Source organism: Pseudooceanicola atlanticus, from assembly GCF_000768315.1.
GTDB classification, from domain to species: domain Bacteria; phylum Pseudomonadota; class Alphaproteobacteria; order Rhodobacterales; family Rhodobacteraceae; genus Pseudooceanicola; species Pseudooceanicola atlanticus.
Genome location: NZ_AQQX01000015.1, coordinates 36,904 through 56,604 on the forward strand (window position 1 = coordinate 36,904; position 19,701 = coordinate 56,604).

Genomic DNA, 19,701 nt, shown 5'->3' on the forward strand with positions numbered 1-19,701 from the left:
TCAGCGGCCCGTCCATTCGGGTTTGCGCTTCTCAATAAAGGCATCAAAGCCTTCGCGCGCGTCTTCGGTCTGCGCCACACGCGGTAACAGTGTTTCTGCAAACCGCATCTGCTGCGGATAGGTCATGTCCTCCATCGCGTGACAGGCGTATTTTCCCAGCCGGATCGCGCTCGGCGACTGCGCGGCGATCTGGGCAACCAGTTCTGCAACCTTGTCGTCCAGCCCCGCGGCATCGGTCACATAGTTGACCAGATTGAACTGCAGGGCTTCCTCGGCCGTCAGAGGAACGCCGGTGATGAACATCTCCATCAGCCTCCGCCGGGGCAGCACGCGCATCATGGGTGGCACGATCGTCATAGGAAACAGACCCACCTTCACTTCCGGCGTTCCGATGCGGGCATGATCCGCCATCACAGCCAGATCGCAGGCACAGATGATGCCCGCTCCTGCCCCCATCGCGACACCATTGATGCGCGCGATCGTTGGCTTTCGGCACGCCTGTATCGTCTCGAACAACCTTCCGGCAAAATGATCCGGGTCCGCCGGATCCTGAACAAACGGGCCGCCATCCGCCCCCGCCTTGATGTCGCCCCCGGCACAGAAGGCGCGCTCGCCCTCGCCGGTCAGAACGATCACGCGGCAATCGCTGTCCCTCTCGGCAGCACATATGGCGGCCATGATCCCGTCTGCGACCTCACGGTTGAGGGCATTTCGATTGTCAGGACGTCGAATCGTGATACGCACTTCTTTGCCGAGCGCCTGCGATTGAACAACGCTCTCAGTCATTTCCGAAGCTCCCCCCCTGTATTCAGGACACCGCGCTTTCTTACGTCAGGTCGTCAAAAGCTTGGCTTGATCTATTTTCTAACATATGTTTGATTTTGGTCAACACGGCGGACGACATTTTTCGGGAGGATGATATGACCACTCAAAGTGAGGCCATCTCGGCTGATCTGGAAGCCATCAGGGCGAACTATTCTTTGACTGATGAGCAACGCCAGATCGTCGATCACGTGGATCGGGTGTCGCGCGAGGTGCTACACCCACTACAAGCGCGTATGGATGACGAGGAATGGTGGCCCGATGATCTGTTCAAGCAGATGGGCGAGCTGGGCCTGCTGGGGATTACCGCACCCGAAGAGCATGGCGGATCGGGACAGAACGAGTTCACCCAGGCGCTGGTGTCCGAGGTGATTTCGAAGTGGAATCCGGCTGTGGGCCTCTCACACGGGGCGCATGACAACCTGTGCCTGAATAACCTGCTGCGCAATGGATCCGAAGAGCATGTGAAGAAATACGTGCCGGGCCTTTGCTCGGGCGAGCTGGTTGGTGCTTTGGGCCTGACCGAACCGGGTGCGGGATCCGATGCGCTCGGATCCATGGCCACAACTGCCCGCCGCGACGGTGATGATTATGTCATCAACGGCTCGAAGATTTACATCACCAACGGCCCCATTGCCGATGTGATCCTGCTTTATGCCAAAACCGACAAGTCGAAGGGCGCCAAGGGCATTTCTGCTTTCATCATCGAGACGGACAATCCCGGTTTCAAGGTGGCGCAAAAGCTTGACAAGATGGGCTTTCGCGGCTCGCCAACCGGAGAACTGGTGTTTGAGGATTGCCGCGTACCCGCATCCGCCATGGTTGGACCGGAAAACACCGGCGTTTCGGTGGTAATGAGCGGGTTGGATCTGGAGCGTGCTATGGTTGCCTCAGTCTGCGTTGGCATGGCCGAACGCGCCCTGGAACTAGGGCTGGAATACGCCAAGATTCGCGAACAATTCGGCAAACCGATTGCAAGTTTCCAGATGATGCAGTCGAAACTGGCCGAGATCTACACCGAGGTCGAAACCGCGCGCGCATTCGGTTATCGGGCACTGGCCGCCTGTACGGGCCTACCAAAAGGGGCCGGGGGCCGTGGCGAAATCCACAAACTGACCGCGGCGGCCTGTCTTTACGCAGGCGAGGCATTCAACAAGGCGGTGACCGAAGCCTGTCATATTCATGGTGGCTCTGGCTACATGCAGGACACCGAGATCAACCGGCTGTTCCGCGCCAACAAATTGTTGGAGATCGGCGCGGGAACAAGCGAAGTCCGCAAGATCATCATTGCCGAAGAACTTTTGCGCGCCTGAGGGGGACGAGACAATGAACAAGCAACTGCGCAACGACACCGCTCTGCCAACACATTTCATGACGGACGAACAGCAGGCCCTGGCCGATCAGGCCGGCAAGTTCTTCATGTCCGAATTCCACCATCTGAATGCGGAAATGGACGATACTGATGACCTGCCGTCTTCGGTTTTCCCCAAGCTGGGCGAAATGGGCTACCTGGGACTGAACGTGCCGCCGGAATTCGGTGGCGCTGGTTTGGATTTCACCTCGGCCTGCATCATCACCGAACAGCTGTCGCGGGCCTCTGCCGCGATTGGGCTGACTCATGTGGCGCATGACAATTTGTGCGTCAACAACATCTATCGCAACGCCAATGACGATCTGCGCCGAAAATACCTGCCGGGGCTTTGCAACGGCACGCTGATCGGCGCCCTGGGTCTGACCGAACCCGGCGCGGGATCCGATGCGCTTGGCTCGATGCGGACCACGGCCAAAAAGGATGGCGACGACTACATCCTGAACGGCGCCAAGATCTATATCACCAATGGGCCGATTGCCGATCTGGTGCTGGTCTATGCCAAAACATCGCCCGAAAAAGGGGCCAAGGGCATTTCCGCCTTTATCGTGGAAACCGACACGCCCGGTTTCAAGGTGGCGCAGAAGCTCAACAAGATGGGTTTCCGTGGCTCGCCCACCGGCGAACTGGTGTTCGAGGACTGCCGGGTGCCCGCAAAAAACATGGTCGGCAAACTTGATGGCGGCGTTGCCGTGACGATGTCCGGGCTTGATCTGGAACGGGCCATCGTCTGTTTCAACGCCTTGGGTATTGCTCAGCGGGCATTGGATATTTCCATCGACTACGCCAAGACACGCCAGCAATTCGGCAAACCGATCGCCAGTTTTCAGATGGTTCAGGCGATGCTGGCCGACATGTATACGCAGATCGAGGCCGCGCGCAGCCTGTCCTTGCGCACCGCAGCCATGTGTGAGGGCCTCGAAGAGGGCGCAGGCGGGCGCGGCGAAATCCACAAGCTCACCGCTGCGGCGATCTACAAGGCCGCTGAGGCGACATCCTTCGTGCTGGACAAAGCTGTCCAGATTCACGGCGGCTCAGGCTACATGCGTGATACCGAAGTGAACCGGCTGTACCGAACCGGTCGCGTGCTTGAGGTCGGCGCGGGCACCCAGGAGGTTCGCAAACTCATCATCTCCGGCGAATTGCTGAAGAACTAAGGGGGCGGAACATGAGCGAAGCGAAATCAAGGCGTTACGCGTCGGATCTCATGGCGGGCCAGGTTGCCCTGGTCACGGGGTCTGGATCTGGAATGGGCCGGGCGACGGCGATCGAAATGGCCTCTTGCGGGGCCAGGCTTGCGCTGTTCGCGCGCCGGGAAGAGCCGCTGGAGGAGACCGCCGAGATGATCCGGTCGGCGGGGGGCGAGGCCTTTGTCGTGCCCGGAGATACCCGCGACGAGGACAGTATCGAAACCGCGATGGGACGCATCAAGGACCACTACGGGCAGTTGGATGTCTTGGTGAACAATGCCGGCGGCCAGTATATCGCGGCCGCCCGCGATATCACCAACAAGGGCTTCGAAGCCGTGATCCGCAACAACCTGATCGGATCTTGGCAGATGACCCGGGCAGCGGCGGATCACTTCATGTACGACAATGGTGGATCGGTTGTGTTTGTCACCGCCATCTCGGCGCGCACCGCGCTTACCGGCTTTACACACACCGTCGCCGCCCGCGCCGGTGTGACGGGCATGATGAAAACGCTGGCCGCCGAATGGGGCGAGTACGGCATCCGGCTGAACTGTGTCGCGCCGGGCACGATCAAGACCGATGCGCTTGGCCGCTATCCGATTCCGCCGGAACAGTGGAAAAAGCTGAACCGCTCGGTGCTAAACCGGATGGGGGCGGCCGAGGACATCGCAGGCACGATCATTTTCCTGGCCTCGAAACTTGGCGGTTTCATCACCGGAGAAGACATTTATGTAGACGGCGGTGAGACCTTGCATATGGGTCATGACGCGCGGGACATGATCAACCCCGCGATGTTCGAGAAACGCGAACGGGGAGATGGCAAGAATGAATAAACAGCCCGTCCTTCTGGAGATTTCCGACAGGATCGCTACGGTTACGCTGAACGACCCCGAGCGGCGCAACCCGGTCACCGGCAACGACATGATCGCTGCCCTTCTGGAGACCTTCGCCAAGGTGCAGGCCGATCCTCAGGTCAGCGCGATGATCCTGACCGGGGCCGACCCGGCCTTTTGTGCAGGCGGGGACATCAAGGAGATGAACGATCCCGACAGCGTGTTCCGCAAGGAGCCGCTGGCGGCGGCGCAGAGCTATGTTGATGGGGTGCAGCGGCTGCCGCTTGCGCTCTACAACATGGATATTCCGACGATCGCCGCAGTCAACGGCCCGGCGGTGGGCGCGGGGTGCGACCTGACCATGATGTGCGACATGCGCATCGCGTCAGAAAAAGCAAGGTTCGGCGAGGTGTTTCTGAATCTCGGAATCATTCCGGGCGATGCGGGCAGCTGGTTCCTGTTGCGTCGTCTGGGCCACCAGAAGGCCGCCGATCTGACCTTCTCGGGGCGCATGGTCGAGGCCAAGGAAGCGCTGGAGCTTGGTATGGTGCTTGAACTTGTGCCTCATGAAAAATTGATGGAACGGGCCCGTGAACGGGCCGCTGTCATCGCCGCGAAACCGCCGCGCGCGGTGCGGGTCGCCAAGCGTCTGATGCGCAATGCCGAACGGATGGACCTGCCGGATTTCCTGAATTCCGCAGCGGCCTATCAGGCGCTCATGCATCAGACCGAAGACCACCACGAGGCGGTTGCTGCGTTCGTCGAAAAACGAAAACCCAATTTCACGGGGCGTTAAAGGAAAGATCGCATGTCAGACATCACCCAAAAGAAGATGGAGCAAATCGCGCAGATGTGGAATGCGCGCGGCAAGGGTCTGATAACGCATATGGCGCTTGAGATCGAAGAGGTCTCGACGGAAGGTGTTCGGGTTCGGATGCCGTTCAATCCGGACTTTTGCGTCGATGCGGAACAATCGCTGCTCCACGGTGGTATCCTGACGGCACTTCTGGACAGTGTCTTTGGACTGGCGAACTTTGTTGCCATCGAAGGCGTCAGTACCATGGCCACTCTTGACCTCAGAGTTGATTACCTGCGCCCGGCCCGTTCGCGCGCGGATGTCATCGTTCAAGCGCATTGTTTTCGCAAGACCCGCCACATCGCCTTCAATTCCGGTAGCGTCTGGTTCGCGGGCCATGAGGATGCTGAAATAGCCAGGGGAACCGCCTCGTTTGCATTGACGCGCGGCGAAACCAGCCTGTTTGACGCAATGACAAAAGGAAAAACCTCGTGATGGACGTGCAAACTGTCAATGCCAATGTATCCCGGGTGCCGTTCTTCCGATTTCTCAACTTTGAGGTCAGAAGTCTAGACAGTCTCCATGCTGAGGCGGAAATGACCTTTGATGACCGCCATATCGGTAACCCGATCATGGAGTACTACCATGGCGGCATAATCGCGAGTTTTATGGAGGCCACTGCCGCCATCGCGGTACAGCCCGATTTCGCCGACGTTCCGGCCAAGCCGATCAACCTGACCGTCGATTACCTCAGACCCGGTGTGAAGGGACCGCTTTTTGCGCGCGCTAACGTCACGCGCAAAGGCAAGCGGATGGCAAGCGTCAGCGTGCTCAGCTGGCAGACGGATCGGGAAAAGGCGGTTGCCGAAGGGCTGTATCACTTCCTTCTGGTCTGACCGGGGCAACCGCTTTCAGGGCTACCTTGTCCTGTGGACGGGGTCGCTTCCCGGTTACAAATGCCTTCCAATAGCAGATTGATGAGCATGCTGGAGAATTCAGGCAGTGATAGATATCCTTCCACTCCTGCCTTGTTCGGGTCGAACCATTCCACCGTCCAGTTTAAGGCACCCAACATCACTTGGCGCAAGGGGACGATCTTGATATCCGACCGTATGGCACCGTCGTCCTGAGCGTCACGGAGTATCCGATCCCAGAGTTTTCCATACTCATGGCGAATACCCCTGTGCCTCTCCCTGAAATGATTGGGGAGCATTCCATAGCTTCTGATATTCGCCGAGGTGAATTCGCTTGCCTTGAAGAGGAAATCCAGGTGCGCCCAGATTGCAGTCGCTATCCTGGCGTGATGATCGTACGGGGCATCGAATTTCCGAACGGCGGCTTCGACACCTGCTAGCAAGTCCCTCAGTCCGGCGTTTAGAACTTCGTCAACGATCGCTTCCTTGGAGTTGAAATGGTAATAGACGCTTCCCGCTTTCATGTCCGCTTCTTCCGCGATCTTTCTCAGCGTGGTCGCCTTGTAGCCATTGTCCCTCAGAACGCGCGCTGCGGCCTTTAGAATTTCTGCACGGGTCTTAGCCGCCTTGCCGTCGGGATCCGGGGTTTTGGCGGGAGTGGCGGGGCACAGCTTCAAGCCTCCGGTACCCGCCTTGCGATGTGGACACATTCCGTCAAGTATCAGCTTACTCATTCGTTCCGCGAGGATGCGCACCGGATACTTGTCGACATCGTACCATTCTACGGTCCAGTTCATGGCACTCAGGATGAACTGGCGGATCACAGCAGTGGATATGTCGCTTCGAAGGTGGCCGGCGCGTTTGGCGTCATTCAGGAATTTGCCCCAAGCCCCTGCATATGATGCACGCAATTCGCGATGCGGGGCGCGTGTTTCGTCCGACAACATCGGATAGTTCCGAATATTGGCTGACGTGAAGTCGCTGTCGGTCAATAGGTAGGTAAGGTGTGTTTCAATCAGCAGTCTGAAAGTCTTGCGAAAATCCTCCGAACTTATCGGTGCCGACCGAACGATTTCACTGACCGCCTGATATAGTTGACGGACGCCAAGATCGAGAACATCGCTCAGAATCTGGTCCTTGGATTGAAAATGATAATAAATGCTGCCGGCCTCAATGCCAGCTTCCTGCGCGATGTCGCGCATAGTCGTTGCGTGATAGCCTTCATACCGAAAAAGTCGCGCAGCCGCCGAAAGGATACCCTCACGTGTCCTCTCAGACTTGCTCAAGTCTTCGCTCAGTGTCCTGGGTGGGTCAGTCTTGTGTACCATTCCATTTCGATACTTGCGGGACACGAGACTGTCCATTGCATTAAATCTAACAAATGTTAGAATAATGGAAGGAACGTTCCGAATCAAGTTCTTTGCCAAGATGATAGCGGAAGAGGAGGACCTCCATATGCGAGGGTTGAGTGGAAAACGCGTGATCGTGACCGGCGGCGGCAGCGGCATCGGGCGCGCGGTGTGCGAACGGTTCGGCGAAGAAGGTGCCGAGATTGCGATCTTTGACATGAGCGAAGACGGGGCGAAGGAAACGGTTCGCCTGATCACCGAGGCCGGCGGCAAGGCGCAGGCCTTCAAGGTGGACATCACCGACCGTGCCCAGGTCGACAAGGCTGTAGCCGAGTTCGAGGCCGGGGGTCCGGTCGATGTGCTGGTGAACAATGCCGGCTGGGACGTGATCAAACCGTTCCTCGACACCGATCCCGACCTTTGGAAAAAGGTCATCGACATAAATCTTTACGGTCCGCTGAATATGCATCACGCGGTGCTTCCGGGCATGGTCAAGAACGGCGGCGGCCGTGTGGTCAACATCGCGTCCGACGCCGGACGCGTCGGATCATCCGGCGAAGCCGTGTATTCGGCCTGCAAGGGTGGCATCATCTCGTTCACCAAAACCGTAGCGCGCGAACTGGCGCGTAAAGGTATTCAATTGAATGCGGTCGCCCCCGGCCCGACCGATACGCCGCTGTTCGCTCAGGTTGCCGAGGGCGAGGCCGGTCAAAAGATCGCCGAAGGTCTCAAGCGGGCGATTCCGATGAAGCGTCTTGCGCAGCCGACGGATTACCCTGGCATCATCTGCTTCCTGTCGTCGGACGACGCAGGGTTCATTACCGGCCAGGTGATTTCGGTTTCGGGCGGCCTGTCCATGCACGGTTAAAACGCTGGCAGCAGCGCCGGACTCAAGGCGCTGCTGCCATACCGTGCCAAGAGTTACCTCCCCGACTGGCCGCGCCTTATGTGCGGCCCTTTTTCATTCTAGAAAGGTTGCGAATGTTTCAGCCAGGCTCTGACATCCAGCGGACAAGCACGCTGACCGCATTTCTGAGGGGCTGCGGCATTGACAGTTACGAGGAACTCGTCCGCCGTTCGAATGAAGACCCAGACTGGTTCTGGGGCCAGATCATTGACCATGCCGGGATACGGTTCGCGCGGCCCTACAGCCGGTTGCGAGATATCTCCGAAGGGCCCGAATCGATCCGGTGGGCCGTCGGGAGTACTTTGAATCTGACGGAAACCTGTCTTGACGCCCGAATTGCCGATGGCTTGGGCGACAAGGTCGCAATCGACTGGGTCGGCGAAGACGGAAGCCGCCGCCGCTGGACCTATTCCGACCTTACCGCCGAAGCCTCCCGCGTCGCCTCGGCCCTTGCCACGCGCGGTGTAAGGCCCGGTCAGGCGGTGGGCATCTATATGCCGATGATCCCCGAAATCGAGGCCGCGCTTCTGGGTATTGCCCGGCTGGGCGCGGTTGCGGTGCCGCTGTTTTCCGGTTTTGCGCCCCATGCCATCGTATCGCGCCTGAACGACGCGGATGCCGTGGCGGTGTTGACGGCGGATGCCACACCCCGGCGAGGCAAGCCGGTCTGGATGGAAGCGACCCTTGCCCAGGCTTTGACCGACGTACCATCGGTTCATACCGTGATCAGCCTGCGACGGTTCGGCGATGCGGTGGCCGATCCGGCCCGCGATCTGGACTGGACCGAAACAGTGGGCCGCGCCAGTCCGGAGTTTGCCGCCGTTCCCGTCAGTGCCGATGACACCTTTCTCATCGCCTATACATCGGGCACCACCGGGCGGCCCAAGGGTGTCGTGCATACCCATTTGGGCGTGCAGGCCAAGGCCACGGCCGATTTCCTGCTTTGCCTCGACATGAAACGGGATGACCGGCACCTCTGGATGACCGACATGGGGTGGGTCATGGGACCGCTCACCCTTTTATCGGTGCTCTTGTCCGGTTCGACTCTGGTGCTGGCCGAGGGCGCACCATCAATGCCCGGCGATCCCTTCAGGCTGCTGCGTCTTGCGTCCGAGATGGAGGTCACGCATCTCGGCGTGGCCCCGACCCTGGTACGGCAGTTCATGACGCAGGATACTGAATCTTTGTCGGGCTACGACTTGTCGTCCCTGCGCATCGTCGCCTCGACCGGCGAGCCCTGGACCGAGGATGCCTGGCTCTGGCAGCTCGATCATATCTGTCGCCGCCGCGCCGTGCCGCTGAACATCTCGGGCGGGACCGAGCTTTTTGGCGCGATCCTGACCTCGACCGTGCTGCACGAGCTCAAGCCCGGCGGATTTTCGGCCCAGGCCCTGGGTGTCGGGGCCAAGGTTCTGCGCCAGGACGGCAGCGAAGCCGCACCGGGCGAGGTCGGCGAACTGGTCGTGACCCAGCCGCCTCTGGGTCTGACCCCGGCCATCAGGGGGGACCGCGATCGCTACCTTGACACCTACTGGTCCACCTTCCCCGGCCTCTGGCGGCACGGCGACTGGGTGCGCTGCGATCCGGACGGGACATGGTATATCCTGGGCCGGTCGGACGACACGCTGAACATCGCCGGCAAACGCATCGGCCCGCCCGAGATCGAGGCGGCCCTGACCGAAACCGGAGAGGTGGTGGACGCCGCGGCCATCGCGGCACCTGATGACATCAAGGGCGTGGCTGTCGTCTGCGTCTGCGTGGCGGCACCAAATGTGTCGCCGGGCGCGGAGCTCGTGAACCGGCTCAAGGATCGTGTCGGGGAGATCGTCTCGAAACCCTTCCGCCCGCGCGAGATCCACTTTGTCGAAGCGCTGCCCAAGACCCGCAGCATGAAAACCATGCGCCGTGTCGTGCGCGCCGCCTTTCTCGGTGAAGATCCAGGCGATCTGTCGTCGATCAGCAACCCGGAAACCATTCAGCCCATCGCAGACCTGCAAAAGGAAAAGTCATGATCACTGTTTTCGGAGCCACGGGCACGACTGGTGCGCCCCTCGTCGACACGCTTCTGGCAAAAGGCGCGACCGTGCGCGCTGTCACCAGCGACCTCTCAAAGTTAGACGCGCTAAAGGCCAAAGGATGCGAGGCGGTCGTCGCGGATTTCACCGACCCTGCCGCGCTGGCGCGGGCCTGTGACGGGGCAGAAAAGATATACCTGGTCACGCCTGCCCATCTGAACATGCGCCAGTGGAAGGCGAACGTGATCGAGGCGGCCAAGTCCGCGGGCGTGCGCCATATCGTTTTGGCCACGGGGCTTGGCGCGTCGCCCAAGGCGGGGCTGACCTTTGGCAAATGGCATTCGGAAACCCAGGAACTGCTGAAGCAAAGCGGCCTTGACTGGACCTTTGTCCAGCCGACCTATTTCATGCAGAACCTGCTGTGGCAGGCCGGCAACATTGCAAAGGACGCCGTGTACTATGACGATCTGGGCGGCCCCGTGGCCTGGATCGACGCCCGCGACATCGCGGATGTCGCCGCCGAGGCGCTGACCGCTCCGGGGTACGAAGGCAAGGTTCTTGGCCTGACCGGGCCCGAAGCTCTTGCAGGGGATGACATCGCGGCCCTTCTGTCCGGGGTGACGGGACGAACAGTGTCGTGCGTGTCCCTGTCGGCCGAGGATGCCAGGGCGGGCATGGTGGCCGGCGGAATGCAGGACGAGGTCGCCGGGGCCATGGTCGAACTGGCCTCTATCGCGCCCAGGGGCTACCTAGCCGGCATCGAGACCACGGTCAGCGAGGTGGTGGAGCGCCCGGCCCGCCGGTTTGCCGATTTCATCGCCGAAAACCGGAATGCTTTCGTCAAGTAACCTGATGGCGCCGCCGCTTTATCTCGAACTGGCGCCGCCTGAGGAAGCGGCTAAACAGATCGACCATTTGTTCGTGTTCCGCGATACCGGTGTGCTGAGCGGTGGTGGACGCGGGCGGTTCGCAACCGACCTCTTTACCCTTTCGGTAACGCGCGACGACAGCGGCGGCGGGCGCGTATCGCTGGCAGAACCGCGCCCCTATTGTTCGCCCCGCCCAAGGCCATTCCTGGGTGTCGTGGCCGGGCTGCGACTGTCGTCACGACCGCAGCGATTTCCCGACTCCAAAGGGCTGGACATGCTGGCCTCTGAACTGGCCAGGGTTCAGACCGGGGACGATGACCTGCCTGCGCTCATCGCGGTGCTTGACGGCCTTGCGAGAGACCTGCGCTTTGCCGCACCACCCGGAGCTTACAGCCACCGGACCAAACGTCGAAAGGTGCGGGCGGAAACCGGCGTGTCGCGGCTAGCGACCTTGCGACGCTTTCGCCGGGCTCTCGGGCAGCTTGCGTCAAGACCCTGCCGCTGAGCGATCTAGCGCTGGACGCCGGATATTACGATCAATCTCACTTGTCCGCCGCTTGCCGGATCTTCGCCGGCAAACCGCCCGGCGCGTTGCGCGCTCTGTCTATACCGCGTCGTTTTGACCTTTTGCTACAAGATACGCGCCCCAAAGACCGCCTAAGATTGGTCATTGACGAATGAAATCGAAGAGGAAGACCCGCCATGACACAATTCAAACCGAAAAACCCCGACTATGACGCACGCGTGCGCAACAGTTTCGATCGCCAGGAGGTGATGAACACGTTGGGGATCAGCATTGCCGAGCTATCGCCCGGTCGCATTGTTCTGGAGATGGCACATGAGGATGCCCTGACCCAGCAGCATGGGTTTTTGCATGCCGGAATCGTGTCGACAGCGCTGGACAGCGCCTGCGGATACGCGGCCTTTTCGCTGATGTCAGCGGACGCGGCAGTGTTGACGGCCGAATTCAAGATCAACCTGCTCAACCCGGCGGACGGCGAACGGTTTCGCTTCGTCGCTGACGTGGTGAAACCAGGCAGGACGCTGACCATATGCGAGGCGCGTGCCTATGCCGTGAAGGGCCAGGATGAAAAGCTCGTCGCAACGATGACCGGAACGCTCATGGCGCTGATCGGGCGGGCGGGGGTCGCGGACTGAGCGCAACCCGGCCGCTGCACATCCGATCCGGGCGGCCGGACCGATTATTCAGACAGCTGGATCAGCTGTTCCAGCGGCTCGCGACCTCGGCCAACCGTTTCCCGTAGGCGCGCGCGGTATCCAGATCGCCGCCAGCAGGTTCAGACCTGCCAAGCGGTAATGTTAGCCTTTAGCAGTGCGGTCGCCGATTGTCCGTCGTCAGGGTTTTTCGGAGAGCTGAGACTGTATCGTAACGGAGGATCTGGTTCGGTTTCTGTTCAAGTTTATGCGGCAGCGGCCTGATGCTGCAACCGTAATTGGAACGGATGGACGCCCACGGTGCCGATGGGCTGCCGTCACACCGGAGTTTCCAGTCAGGGCTGAGCTGGCGCACCATTCTGGCCAAGCGCGAGAACTTTCGTGCTGCCTTCGCCGGGTTCGACTTTCGGGGAGTTGCGAACTTTGACGACAACGACATTGAGCGCCTACTTGCCGATGAAGGAATTGTTCGCTATCGAGGCAAGATCGAAGCCGTGATCAACAACGCTCGCCGTACTTTCGAGGTCGTCCAAGAGGAAGGCTCCTTCGCCGCATTCATCTGGCTATATGAACCTGCCAAGGACGACGCACTGCCACAAATGCGGTCCAAATCAACAGCGTCCGAGACCCTTTCCAAAGACCTACGAAAGCTTGGCTTCAAATTCGTGGGACCGACCACCGTATATGCATTCATGCCGGCCATGGGATGTATCAACGATCACGCAGAAGTCTGTTGGATGCGAAAGGACGTCGAAACAGCCCGAAATACCCTTCGCACACCGACATAGGCAACTGTCGGCCAATTAACGTGAAAAAAATCAAGGCCACTTAGCGTGGAAAGTCACAGACAGGTTTCGCGTCAGTCGACCGAGACTTCAGAGCCTTGAGAGTAGCGTGGCCAATTGAGCGGCGTCTTTGGGTTTCAGCTTTGCGCCGATCCTTTCCGACAGAACCCGTTCATAGATCGGCCACATCGCCCTCCTGACAGATTTACCCTTTTCAGAGATAGAAATGTTTTGACCTCGCCCATCTTCCGAGCAGTCCCGTCGGTCCACCAGCCCTGCTTTCACCATGCGGTCCAGCAACCGCGATGTACCGTATTGGGGTAACAATATCCGGTCTTTGAGTTCGAATGGACGGAGTCCGTCCGGGCCTGCCTTCTCGAGTTCGAGAAGCGCGTCATACCATGCAAGTGGCGGGTATCCTGCCGATTTCAGAGACGATTCGACAGCCTCAAGCAAAACGCGGCTTTTAGTCATGAGGGCTGTCCAGGCGGCCTCAGTAGCATGGTCAATCTCGTTCATATCCAGCACCTATCATGTGCATGCAAGTGCATCAACCTTGACGTCGCATGTAACGCGCTATATATAGATGCAAATGCATCGACATATGGGATCATATCATGTCAAAATCGCACCTCACAGAATTTGGGATATTCCTGCTCCGTATAGCACTCGGTATCATGTTCCTGGCGCACAGCCTGTTTCTCAAGCTCTTCATTTTCACACTTCCCGGAACGGCGCAGTTCTTCATTTCGATCGGGCTGCCCGGCTGGTTTTATGGTCTTTGCAGTCGAGGCGATTGCCGGTGCCTTTTTGGTCCTCGGCATACAGGCGCGGTGGGTCGCGTCGGCGACCGTGCCCATCCTGGCCGGAGCGACCTGGGCTCACTCCGGAAACGGCTGGATGTTCGGATACGAGAACGGCGGGTGGGAATACCCGGCCTATCTGACGCTGCTTGCCATCGTGCAAGGGCTTCTGGGCGACGGCCGTTTCGCCCTCAGCCCTTCCTTCGCGCCCGGTAACGTGCAGATGGAGGGAGAGACAACATGAGCCTCCACCTCATTAGCCATGCGCTCTGCCCATATGTGCAGCGCGCGGCGATCTCGCTCACTGAGAAAGGTGTCACGTTCGAGAGAACTGACATCGATCTTTCGAACAAGCCCGACTGGTTTCTTGCCATATCTCCGCTGGGCAAGACGCCTGTCCTGGTTGTGGACGGGACGCCGATTTTCGAATCTGCGGTTATCCTCGAATATCTTGAGGATACACAACCCCACGCGCTTCATCCGCACGACGCTCTTGATCGCGCCCGCCACCGTGCCTGGATTGAATTTGGATCTGCTGTCTTGAACGACATTGCGGGGTTCTACTCGGCGCCGAACGAGAAAGCGTTGGAAGAAAAAGTGGCGGCGCTCCGCGCAAAGTTCCTTCGGCTGGACGCGGAGCTTGGGGAGGGACCATGGTTCGATGGCCACCGGTTCAGCCTCGTCGATGTCGTATTCGGCCCGGTCTTCCGCTATTTCGACGTTTTTGACACCATCGGAGAGTTTGGCGTCTTCACAGGGCTTGCCCGTGTAAGGGCCTGGCGACATGAACTGGAGCGTCGGGTTTCTGTGAAGAATGCCGTCAGTGAAGATTACCCGACCCTTCTGCGTGACTTCATCAGACGGCGCAATTCTTACCTGTCCCAGATCATGCAGACAGGAGGGCCGAAGAAGACAGTTACACAGGTGCGATCGGCTGACCGCTGATCACTTGATATCGTTTTGTCGGGCCGCAGTACAGAACCGGACGTTTGAGGTCGCTTGGCGAATGTCCGCTTTGTCCCGCACATCGGATAGTCGCCGACTTTCCCTTGAAGGCCCGCAGCAGCCCCAACCGGCAATTGCCGGCAGTCCATGCCCGTCCGTGCGATGCGCAGGGTTACTGCTGCCCCCACAGCGAAACCGGGAACAAACCACCGATCGCATTGATGAATGGCTCAGGGATCTACGAATCCTCCTGAGCTCAAACACCCGGAAAACCCTAGGGTCAGGACCCATTGATTTCCGTGTGGCTGCGTGGTTCACCGCGCGGAAAACGAGCGGTGAACATGTCTGATCTCTTCTGGCTGACGGACGCGCAGATGGCGCGACTTGAACCCTACTTTCCCAAGTCCCACGGCAAACCTCGCGTTGATGATCGGCGCGTACTGAGCGGAATTATCTTCATCAACCGCAATGGCTTGCGCTGGCGTGACGCGCCCATGGAGTACGGTCCACACAAGACCCTGTACAATCGCTGGAAACGATGGAGCGACAAGGGCATCTTCGCTCAGATGATGCTCGGATTGGCCGCTGAACACGGCGAAGAGAAGACCGTGATGATCGACGCGACTTATCTGAAGGCGCACCGAACAGCGACCAGTATGGGCGTGAAAAAGGGGGGCGTGGACGCCTGATCGGGCGAACCAAGGGCGGGATGAACACCAAGCTTCATGCCGTGACCGACAGTCAGGGTCGCCCCATCAACTTCTTCGTCACAGCCGGACAAGTCAGCGATTATGTCGGCGCAAGAGTGCTTGTGGACAAACTTCCGAATGTGAAGTGGCTGCTCGGGGGCCGTGGCTATGACGCAGATTGGTTCAGAGAAGCGTTGCAAGACAAAGGGATACGCGCATGCATTCCTGGCCGCAAAGCACGAAAGAAACCCGTCAAATACGACAAGCGACGCTACCGCCGCCGAAACCGGATCGAGATCATGTTCGGCAGGCTCAAGGACTGGCGACGGGTCGCAACCCGCTACGACAGGTGTCCGAAGGTCTTCCTTTCAGCCATCGCACTCGCGGCAACCGTCATTTTCTGGCTATGAGTCCTGACCCTAGCCGTGTAGTCCGACAGAGGGCTGCGCATCAATCGCGGGTCAATCTATCCCAGATGGTGGATCACTTTCAGGGGGTTACTCCAAAGGGCGGGGATAAGAAGCTCGTGGCAACGAGGATAAGAACGCTTTTATCGCTATTGGGGCGAACTGGCGTGGCTGGCTGACGATCGGGTCAGAGCGAAAATTAATCTGCGAGCCGGGCTTCGAGGATATGCCGCTGGATCTTGCCGCTGGTCGATCTGGGAAAATCCTCGAACGCGATGAAGTGAATTTCGCGTGGTCGCTTATAGCCAGCGAGGCTTTCGCGGCACAAGTTCAGCAGCGCCTCGGCATCCGGCCCGTCATCGTCACAGGCGACAAAGGCCACCGGGCTTTCCCCCCATTTCGCGTCGAAGGCCCTTACCACGGCGGCATCGATCACATCGGGATGAGAAAGAAGCACACGTTCGATTTCCGCCGGATAGACGTTTTCACCTCCGGTCTTGATCAGGTATTTCGCCCGATCCACAAAGTCGACGGTGCCGTCCGCATTGCGCCGGAACAGATCGCCCATGTGGAAAAAGCCGTTGCGAAAGTCACGGGCATTGGTGTCGTCGGCGTTCCAGTACCCGGAAAACAGCGTCGGACCCCGAAGCGCCATTTCGCCCGGCGTTCCATCGGGGACTTCGCGGTCGTCGGGATCGACCAGCCGCACCTCGCAAAAGGCGCTGATGCGCTTGGACAGCCGGTCCGGGGTCACACCCGGCGCGATCAGATCGGCGGTTCCCGGCGGCAGGCCGGTTTCGGTCGCCCCGAAGGAATTCAGATAGGGCGTGTCCAGAAGACCGGTCAGTTCCGCGATCTGATGCGGCGGCACCAGATCAGCCATTGCGCCGCAAACCTTGATCCCCTTCAGCGGCAAAGGGTTGGCGTGCCGTTCGTTAATAAAAGCCTCCAGTGCCCCGGGCATCATCACGAACCAGCCGATCCTGTGGCGTGACAGCGCCTCGTTGATGACGGCGGGCTGCAGCCCGTCCACCATCACCACGGTCCCACCCCGCAGGATCGTTGCCAGCGCATGATCGGTGGAGGCCATGTGGAACATCGGCGCCCAGGCGATGAACCCGTCACCGGGATCCAGCGCCAGCTGGGCCGCAAAGACCATGGATCGGGCGATATGCGCGCGGTGGCTGATATGCGCCCCCTTGGGCAGGCCCGTGGTCCCCGAGGTATAGAGGATCGTCAGACCGGCCTCGGGGTCGTCAACCATGGTTCCGGTGCGCGGGTCCGGCTCGACCCCGGCAATGGCCGTTTCCAGGTCTGGCCCGACGGTTAGACAGGGTGTCGACGCGACGGCGCGGTAAGCTTCTGAAAGTTCCGGTTCGACAACCGCGAGAACCGGCTCGACCAGATCGATGCAGTGCCGCAGTTCATCGGGGGCAAGCCGCCAGTTCAGACAGGCGACGATCGCGCCGATTCCCGCTGCTGCAAGTTCGACCTCCAGGTATTCTGAGCGGTTATGCGACAGGATCGCGATCCTGTCTCCGGGCGCCACGCCTCGTGCCAGAAAGACAGCCGCCAGACGATCGACCCGCTCCAGCAGTTCTGCATAGGTCAGTTTCCTGCTGCCGTCCTCGATGGCGAGGGCGCGGGCGCAGTCATGTGCGCGGGTTCGAAAGATCGAATACAGATCAGCGCGCCCCGCGCGGATGACGCCGGTCAGCATAGTTTCCCCCTTGCCCGAGCCTCGGTTCAGAGATCCTGCGCCAGGCGCACGCCCTCATCAATGGCGCGCAGCGCATCCAGTTCGGCGGCCTCCTTTGCCCCGCCGATCATCGTAACCAGGACGCCGCGCGCTACAACCTCTTTGGCCAGGGCCCGTTCCGGTTCCTGACCGGTGCACAGCACAATTGTATCGGCTGCGATGACCGTCGGGTTTCCGTCCGCGACGATGTGCAGCCCCGCATCGTCGATATGTTCATAGGTCACCCCGCCCATTGCCTCGACCCCATGTTTGCGCAGCGCGTTGCGCAGGATCCACCCTGTCGAAACACCAAGCCCCGCGCCCGGTTTAGCGGTCTTGCGCTGCAGCATGACGACCTTGCGGCGCGACGGCTTCGGTGCCAGAGGGTCACCCGCCAGGGCACCCGAGGAGACAAATTCGGGGTCCACTCCCCAGGTTTCGCAAAAGACGTCGGAATTCGCGGTCTCGGCGGGTTTGGTCACTAGGAACTCGGCCACATCATGACCGATGCCCCCCGCCCCCATCACCACGACACGGTCGCCCGCCTCGCGGTCACCGGACAGAATTTCGGCGTAGGTCGCGACGCTGGGATGGTCGATACCCGGCAGGTCGGGAATGCGCGGCGTGACCCCGGTGGCGATGACCACATGGTCAAATCCCTCAAGATCGCTCGCCTCTGCCCGCTGTCCCAGACGCTGCGTGACCCCGTGTTTCTGCATCTGACCGGCATAATACCGCAGGGTTTCGTCGAATTCGTCCTTGCCTGGTGCGGCGCGGGCCAGATTCAGCTGACCGCCCAATTTGTCCTGCGCTTCGAACAGGGTGACATCGTGGCCCAGCCGTGCCGCCTCGGCGGCTGTGGCCATGCCCGCGGCACCACCGCCAACGACGGCCACTTTCTTTGGCGTGTCGGTTGGCGTATCCCGGAATTCCGTTTCACGCCCGGCCCTTGGATTGACCAGACATCCGACCGGCCGGTCCGAAAAAATGAAATCCAGGCAGGCCTGGTTGCAGGCAATGCAGGTGTTGATCTCGTCTGCGCGGCCCTCGCGCGTCTTTTTCACGAAATGCGGATCGGCCAGAAACGGGCGCGCCATCGAGATCATGTCCGCATCGCCAGAGGCAAGTATGTCTTCTGCAAGCTGGGGTGTGTTGATCCGGTTCGAGGCGACTACCGGGATCGACACCGCCGCTTTGACGTTGGCTGCCGCCTTGCGCCAGGCACCGCGCGGCACCGGGTAGGCGATCGTCGGCACGCGGGCCTCATGCCAGCCGATGCCGGTGTTCAGGATATCCGCACCCGCAGCCTCGATCTTGCGGGCCAGTGCGGCAATTTCATCGGCGGGCGCGCCGCCCTCGACCAGATCGGCCGCCGAAATCCGGTAGATGACCAGAAAGTCGGGGCCGCAACGTTCGCGCACCGCGCGCACGATCTCGACCGGGAATCGGTGGCGGTTCGCGGCGCTGCCGCCCCAGTCGTCTTGGCGCTTGTTGGTGTGGGTGACGGTGAATTCGTTGATCAGGTATCCCTCGGACCCCATGATCTCGACGCCATCAAAGCCTGCGGCCAGCGCATTGGCGGCCGCTACGGCAAAATCCTCGATGGTACGGAGAATGTCGGCTTCGGTCATTTCACGCGGGATGAAACGGTTGATCGGGGCGCGGATCGGCGACGGGGCCACACACCTTTCGATCTTGGCATAGCGCCCGGCGTGGAGGAGTTGCGCGCAGATCAGGCTGCCTTCGGCCTGCACCGCCTCGCAGATCGGGCGCAGGTCAAGCGCTTCTTCCGGGTCATCGATTCTCGGACCTTCTGGATCGAATATGCCCTCGGCATTGGGCGAAAACCCGCCGGTGACCAGAATCGCCGCCTCCCCCCGCGCACGCTCGGCGTAAAACGCGATCTGTTTGGCTATGCCGTCAGGCTCGGTTTCCAACCGCGTGTGCATCGACCCCATGATGACACGATTTCGCAATGTATGCTGGCCTGCGCGGATGGGCGAGAGCATGGTTTCAAAGCTTCCATCTGGTCTATTTTTCACTTTGGTTCTCCTCCTCAAAACTGCACTTGATCTACATTCTAACATTTGTTAG

At 60.0% G+C, this 19,701-nt stretch carries 19 protein-coding genes and 1 pseudogene; 15 read left to right on the top strand and 5 right to left on the bottom strand.

What is annotated here, in order from left to right; genetic code table 11:
- Complete coding sequence (locus ATO9_RS20085; RefSeq protein ID WP_043753629.1) at positions 1–786, bottom strand: enoyl-CoA hydratase-related protein; 786 nt, start codon at positions 784–786, stop codon at positions 1–3.
- 134 nt (positions 787–920) lie between these two features.
- Between ATO9_RS20085 and ATO9_RS20090 the strand changes: the two genes are divergently transcribed.
- Genes ATO9_RS20090 through ATO9_RS20115 form a run of 6 tightly spaced genes read left to right on the top strand, consistent with a single transcriptional unit; the run spans position 921 to position 5,906 of the window.
- Entirely contained in the window at positions 921–2,135 is a 1,215-nt protein-coding gene (locus ATO9_RS20090) for an acyl-CoA dehydrogenase family protein (protein ID WP_048534215.1), read from the top strand.
- Between the two features lie 13 nt (positions 2,136–2,148).
- A complete protein-coding gene (locus ATO9_RS20095; RefSeq protein WP_043753632.1) occupies positions 2,149–3,348 on the top strand; it encodes an acyl-CoA dehydrogenase family protein in 1,200 nt (399 codons plus the stop codon).
- A gap of 11 nt (positions 3,349–3,359) precedes the next feature.
- The gene (locus ATO9_RS20100) at positions 3,360–4,214 is read left to right on the top strand and encodes an SDR family NAD(P)-dependent oxidoreductase (RefSeq protein ID WP_028288564.1); all 855 of its coding nucleotides are present in this window, start codon (positions 3,360–3,362) and stop codon (positions 4,212–4,214) included.
- Positions 4,207–5,010 carry an enoyl-CoA hydratase-related protein gene (locus tag ATO9_RS20105; RefSeq protein ID WP_043753635.1) on the top strand — a complete coding sequence of 268 codons (804 nt, stop codon included), beginning with the start codon at positions 4,207–4,209 and terminating at the stop codon, positions 5,008–5,010. Before ATO9_RS20100 ends, ATO9_RS20105 begins: the two co-directional genes overlap by 8 nt.
- 12 nt (positions 5,011–5,022) lie before the next feature.
- The gene (locus tag ATO9_RS20110) at positions 5,023–5,505 is read left to right on the top strand and encodes a PaaI family thioesterase (protein ID WP_027264417.1); all 483 of its coding nucleotides are present in this window, start codon (positions 5,023–5,025) and stop codon (positions 5,503–5,505) included.
- Positions 5,505–5,906 (top strand): PaaI family thioesterase, encoded by a 402-nt coding sequence (locus ATO9_RS20115; protein ID WP_028093915.1) that lies wholly within the window; start codon positions 5,505–5,507, stop codon positions 5,904–5,906. Before ATO9_RS20110 ends, ATO9_RS20115 begins: the two co-directional genes overlap by 1 nt.
- Here the strand turns inward: ATO9_RS20115 and ATO9_RS20120 are convergent.
- Positions 5,888–7,288: a TetR/AcrR family transcriptional regulator gene (locus tag ATO9_RS20120; RefSeq protein ID WP_269902658.1), complete on the bottom strand. Its 1,401-nt coding sequence runs from the start codon at positions 7,286–7,288 to the stop codon at positions 5,888–5,890. The two genes, ATO9_RS20115 and ATO9_RS20120, sit on opposite strands and share 19 nt — an antisense overlap.
- Before the next feature lie 91 nt (positions 7,289–7,379).
- Here ATO9_RS20120 and ATO9_RS20125 point away from each other — a divergent pair, with 91 nt between their 5' ends.
- The 6 genes from ATO9_RS20125 to ATO9_RS20145 all read left to right on the top strand — a co-directional run bounded on the left by ATO9_RS20125 (position 7,380) and on the right by ATO9_RS20145 (position 13,028).
- Complete coding sequence (locus tag ATO9_RS20125; protein ID WP_027264415.1) at positions 7,380–8,141, top strand: glucose 1-dehydrogenase; 762 nt, start codon at positions 7,380–7,382, stop codon at positions 8,139–8,141.
- Between the two features lie 113 nt (positions 8,142–8,254).
- Entirely contained in the window at positions 8,255–10,192 is a 1,938-nt protein-coding gene (locus tag ATO9_RS20130) for an AMP-binding protein (RefSeq protein WP_043753639.1), read from the top strand.
- Positions 10,189–11,043: an SDR family oxidoreductase gene (locus ATO9_RS20135; RefSeq protein WP_043753641.1), complete on the top strand. Its 855-nt coding sequence runs from the start codon at positions 10,189–10,191 to the stop codon at positions 11,041–11,043. Before ATO9_RS20130 ends, ATO9_RS20135 begins: the two co-directional genes overlap by 4 nt.
- Positions 11,027–11,569, top strand: coding sequence for an AraC family transcriptional regulator (locus ATO9_RS23985; RefSeq protein ID WP_238318825.1), 543 nt, complete (start codon positions 11,027–11,029; stop codon positions 11,567–11,569). The genes ATO9_RS20135 and ATO9_RS23985 overlap by 17 nt, the downstream gene beginning before the upstream one ends.
- Positions 11,570–11,808: 239 nt before the next feature.
- Positions 11,809–12,222, top strand: a complete 414-nt coding sequence (locus ATO9_RS20140; protein WP_238318826.1) for a PaaI family thioesterase — start codon at positions 11,809–11,811, stop codon at positions 12,220–12,222.
- 305 nt (positions 12,223–12,527) lie between these two features.
- On the top strand, positions 12,528–13,028 hold the full coding sequence (locus tag ATO9_RS20145; RefSeq protein ID WP_081979686.1) for a DNA-3-methyladenine glycosylase I: 501 nt from the start codon (positions 12,528–12,530) through the stop codon (positions 13,026–13,028).
- An 87-nt stretch (positions 13,029–13,115) separates the two neighbouring features.
- Here the strand turns inward: ATO9_RS20145 and ATO9_RS20150 are convergent, their stop codons facing one another.
- Entirely contained in the window at positions 13,116–13,544 is a 429-nt protein-coding gene (locus tag ATO9_RS20150) for a MarR family winged helix-turn-helix transcriptional regulator (RefSeq protein WP_043753647.1), read from the bottom strand.
- Between the two features lie 158 nt (positions 13,545–13,702).
- On the opposite strand from ATO9_RS20150, the pseudogene ATO9_RS20155 reads away from it, so the two are divergent.
- The 3 genes and pseudogenes from ATO9_RS20155 (at position 13,703) to ATO9_RS23990 (ending at position 15,872) form a co-directional block, all read left to right on the top strand.
- Positions 13,703–14,072, top strand: a pseudogene (locus tag ATO9_RS20155) (DoxX family protein).
- The gene (locus ATO9_RS20160) at positions 14,069–14,773 is read left to right on the top strand and encodes a glutathione S-transferase family protein (RefSeq protein WP_043753650.1); all 705 of its coding nucleotides are present in this window, start codon (positions 14,069–14,071) and stop codon (positions 14,771–14,773) included. Before ATO9_RS20155 ends, ATO9_RS20160 begins: the two are co-directional and overlap by 4 nt.
- A gap of 341 nt (positions 14,774–15,114) precedes the next feature.
- Positions 15,115–15,872, top strand: a protein-coding gene (locus ATO9_RS23990; protein WP_148562938.1) for an IS5 family transposase whose coding sequence is annotated in 2 segments (ribosomal slippage) — positions 15,115–15,436 and positions 15,436–15,872 — 759 coding nt in all. Because the reading frame shifts where the segments join, the coding sequence is not laid out codon by codon here.
- Between the two features lie 196 nt (positions 15,873–16,068).
- On the opposite strand, the gene ATO9_RS20175 is transcribed toward ATO9_RS23990, so the two are convergent.
- Complete coding sequence (locus ATO9_RS20175; RefSeq protein ID WP_043753659.1) at positions 16,069–17,589, bottom strand: class I adenylate-forming enzyme family protein; 1,521 nt, start codon at positions 17,587–17,589, stop codon at positions 16,069–16,071.
- Between the two features lie 26 nt (positions 17,590–17,615).
- A complete protein-coding gene (locus ATO9_RS20180) occupies positions 17,616–19,616 on the bottom strand; it encodes an NADPH-dependent 2,4-dienoyl-CoA reductase (protein WP_043753661.1) in 2,001 nt (666 codons plus the stop codon).
- Positions 19,617–19,701 lie beyond the last annotated feature (85 nt).

Excerpts from the sequence above, each read along its gene's own strand:
- ATO9_RS20085 (WP_043753629.1), bottom strand. The coding sequence starts at position 786 with ATGACTGAGAGCGTTGTTCAATCGCAGGCGCTCGGCAAAGAAGTGCGT.
- ATO9_RS20090 (WP_048534215.1), top strand. The coding sequence starts at position 921 with ATGACCACTCAAAGTGAGGCCATCTCGGCTGATCTGGAAGCCATCAGG.
- ATO9_RS20095 (WP_043753632.1), top strand. The coding sequence starts at position 2,149 with ATGAACAAGCAACTGCGCAACGACACCGCTCTGCCAACACATTTCATG.
- ATO9_RS20100 (WP_028288564.1), top strand. The coding sequence starts at position 3,360 with ATGAGCGAAGCGAAATCAAGGCGTTACGCGTCGGATCTCATGGCGGGC.
- ATO9_RS20105 (WP_043753635.1), top strand. The coding sequence starts at position 4,207 with ATGAATAAACAGCCCGTCCTTCTGGAGATTTCCGACAGGATCGCTACG.
- ATO9_RS20110 (WP_027264417.1), top strand. The coding sequence starts at position 5,023 with ATGTCAGACATCACCCAAAAGAAGATGGAGCAAATCGCGCAGATGTGG.
- ATO9_RS20115 (WP_028093915.1), top strand. The coding sequence starts at position 5,505 with ATGGACGTGCAAACTGTCAATGCCAATGTATCCCGGGTGCCGTTCTTC.
- ATO9_RS20120 (WP_269902658.1), bottom strand. The coding sequence starts at position 7,288 with ATGGACAGTCTCGTGTCCCGCAAGTATCGAAATGGAATGGTACACAAG.
- ATO9_RS20125 (WP_027264415.1), top strand. The coding sequence starts at position 7,380 with ATGCGAGGGTTGAGTGGAAAACGCGTGATCGTGACCGGCGGCGGCAGC.
- ATO9_RS20130 (WP_043753639.1), top strand. The coding sequence starts at position 8,255 with ATGTTTCAGCCAGGCTCTGACATCCAGCGGACAAGCACGCTGACCGCA.
- ATO9_RS20135 (WP_043753641.1), top strand. The coding sequence starts at position 10,189 with ATGATCACTGTTTTCGGAGCCACGGGCACGACTGGTGCGCCCCTCGTC.
- ATO9_RS23985 (WP_238318825.1), top strand. The coding sequence starts at position 11,027 with ATGCTTTCGTCAAGTAACCTGATGGCGCCGCCGCTTTATCTCGAACTG.
- ATO9_RS20145 (WP_081979686.1), top strand. The coding sequence starts at position 12,528 with ATGGACGCCCACGGTGCCGATGGGCTGCCGTCACACCGGAGTTTCCAG.
- ATO9_RS20150 (WP_043753647.1), bottom strand. The coding sequence starts at position 13,544 with ATGAACGAGATTGACCATGCTACTGAGGCCGCCTGGACAGCCCTCATG.
- ATO9_RS20160 (WP_043753650.1), top strand. The coding sequence starts at position 14,069 with ATGAGCCTCCACCTCATTAGCCATGCGCTCTGCCCATATGTGCAGCGC.
- ATO9_RS20175 (WP_043753659.1), bottom strand. The coding sequence starts at position 17,589 with ATGCTGACCGGCGTCATCCGCGCGGGGCGCGCTGATCTGTATTCGATC.
- ATO9_RS20180 (WP_043753661.1), bottom strand. The coding sequence starts at position 19,616 with ATGCTCTCGCCCATCCGCGCAGGCCAGCATACATTGCGAAATCGTGTC.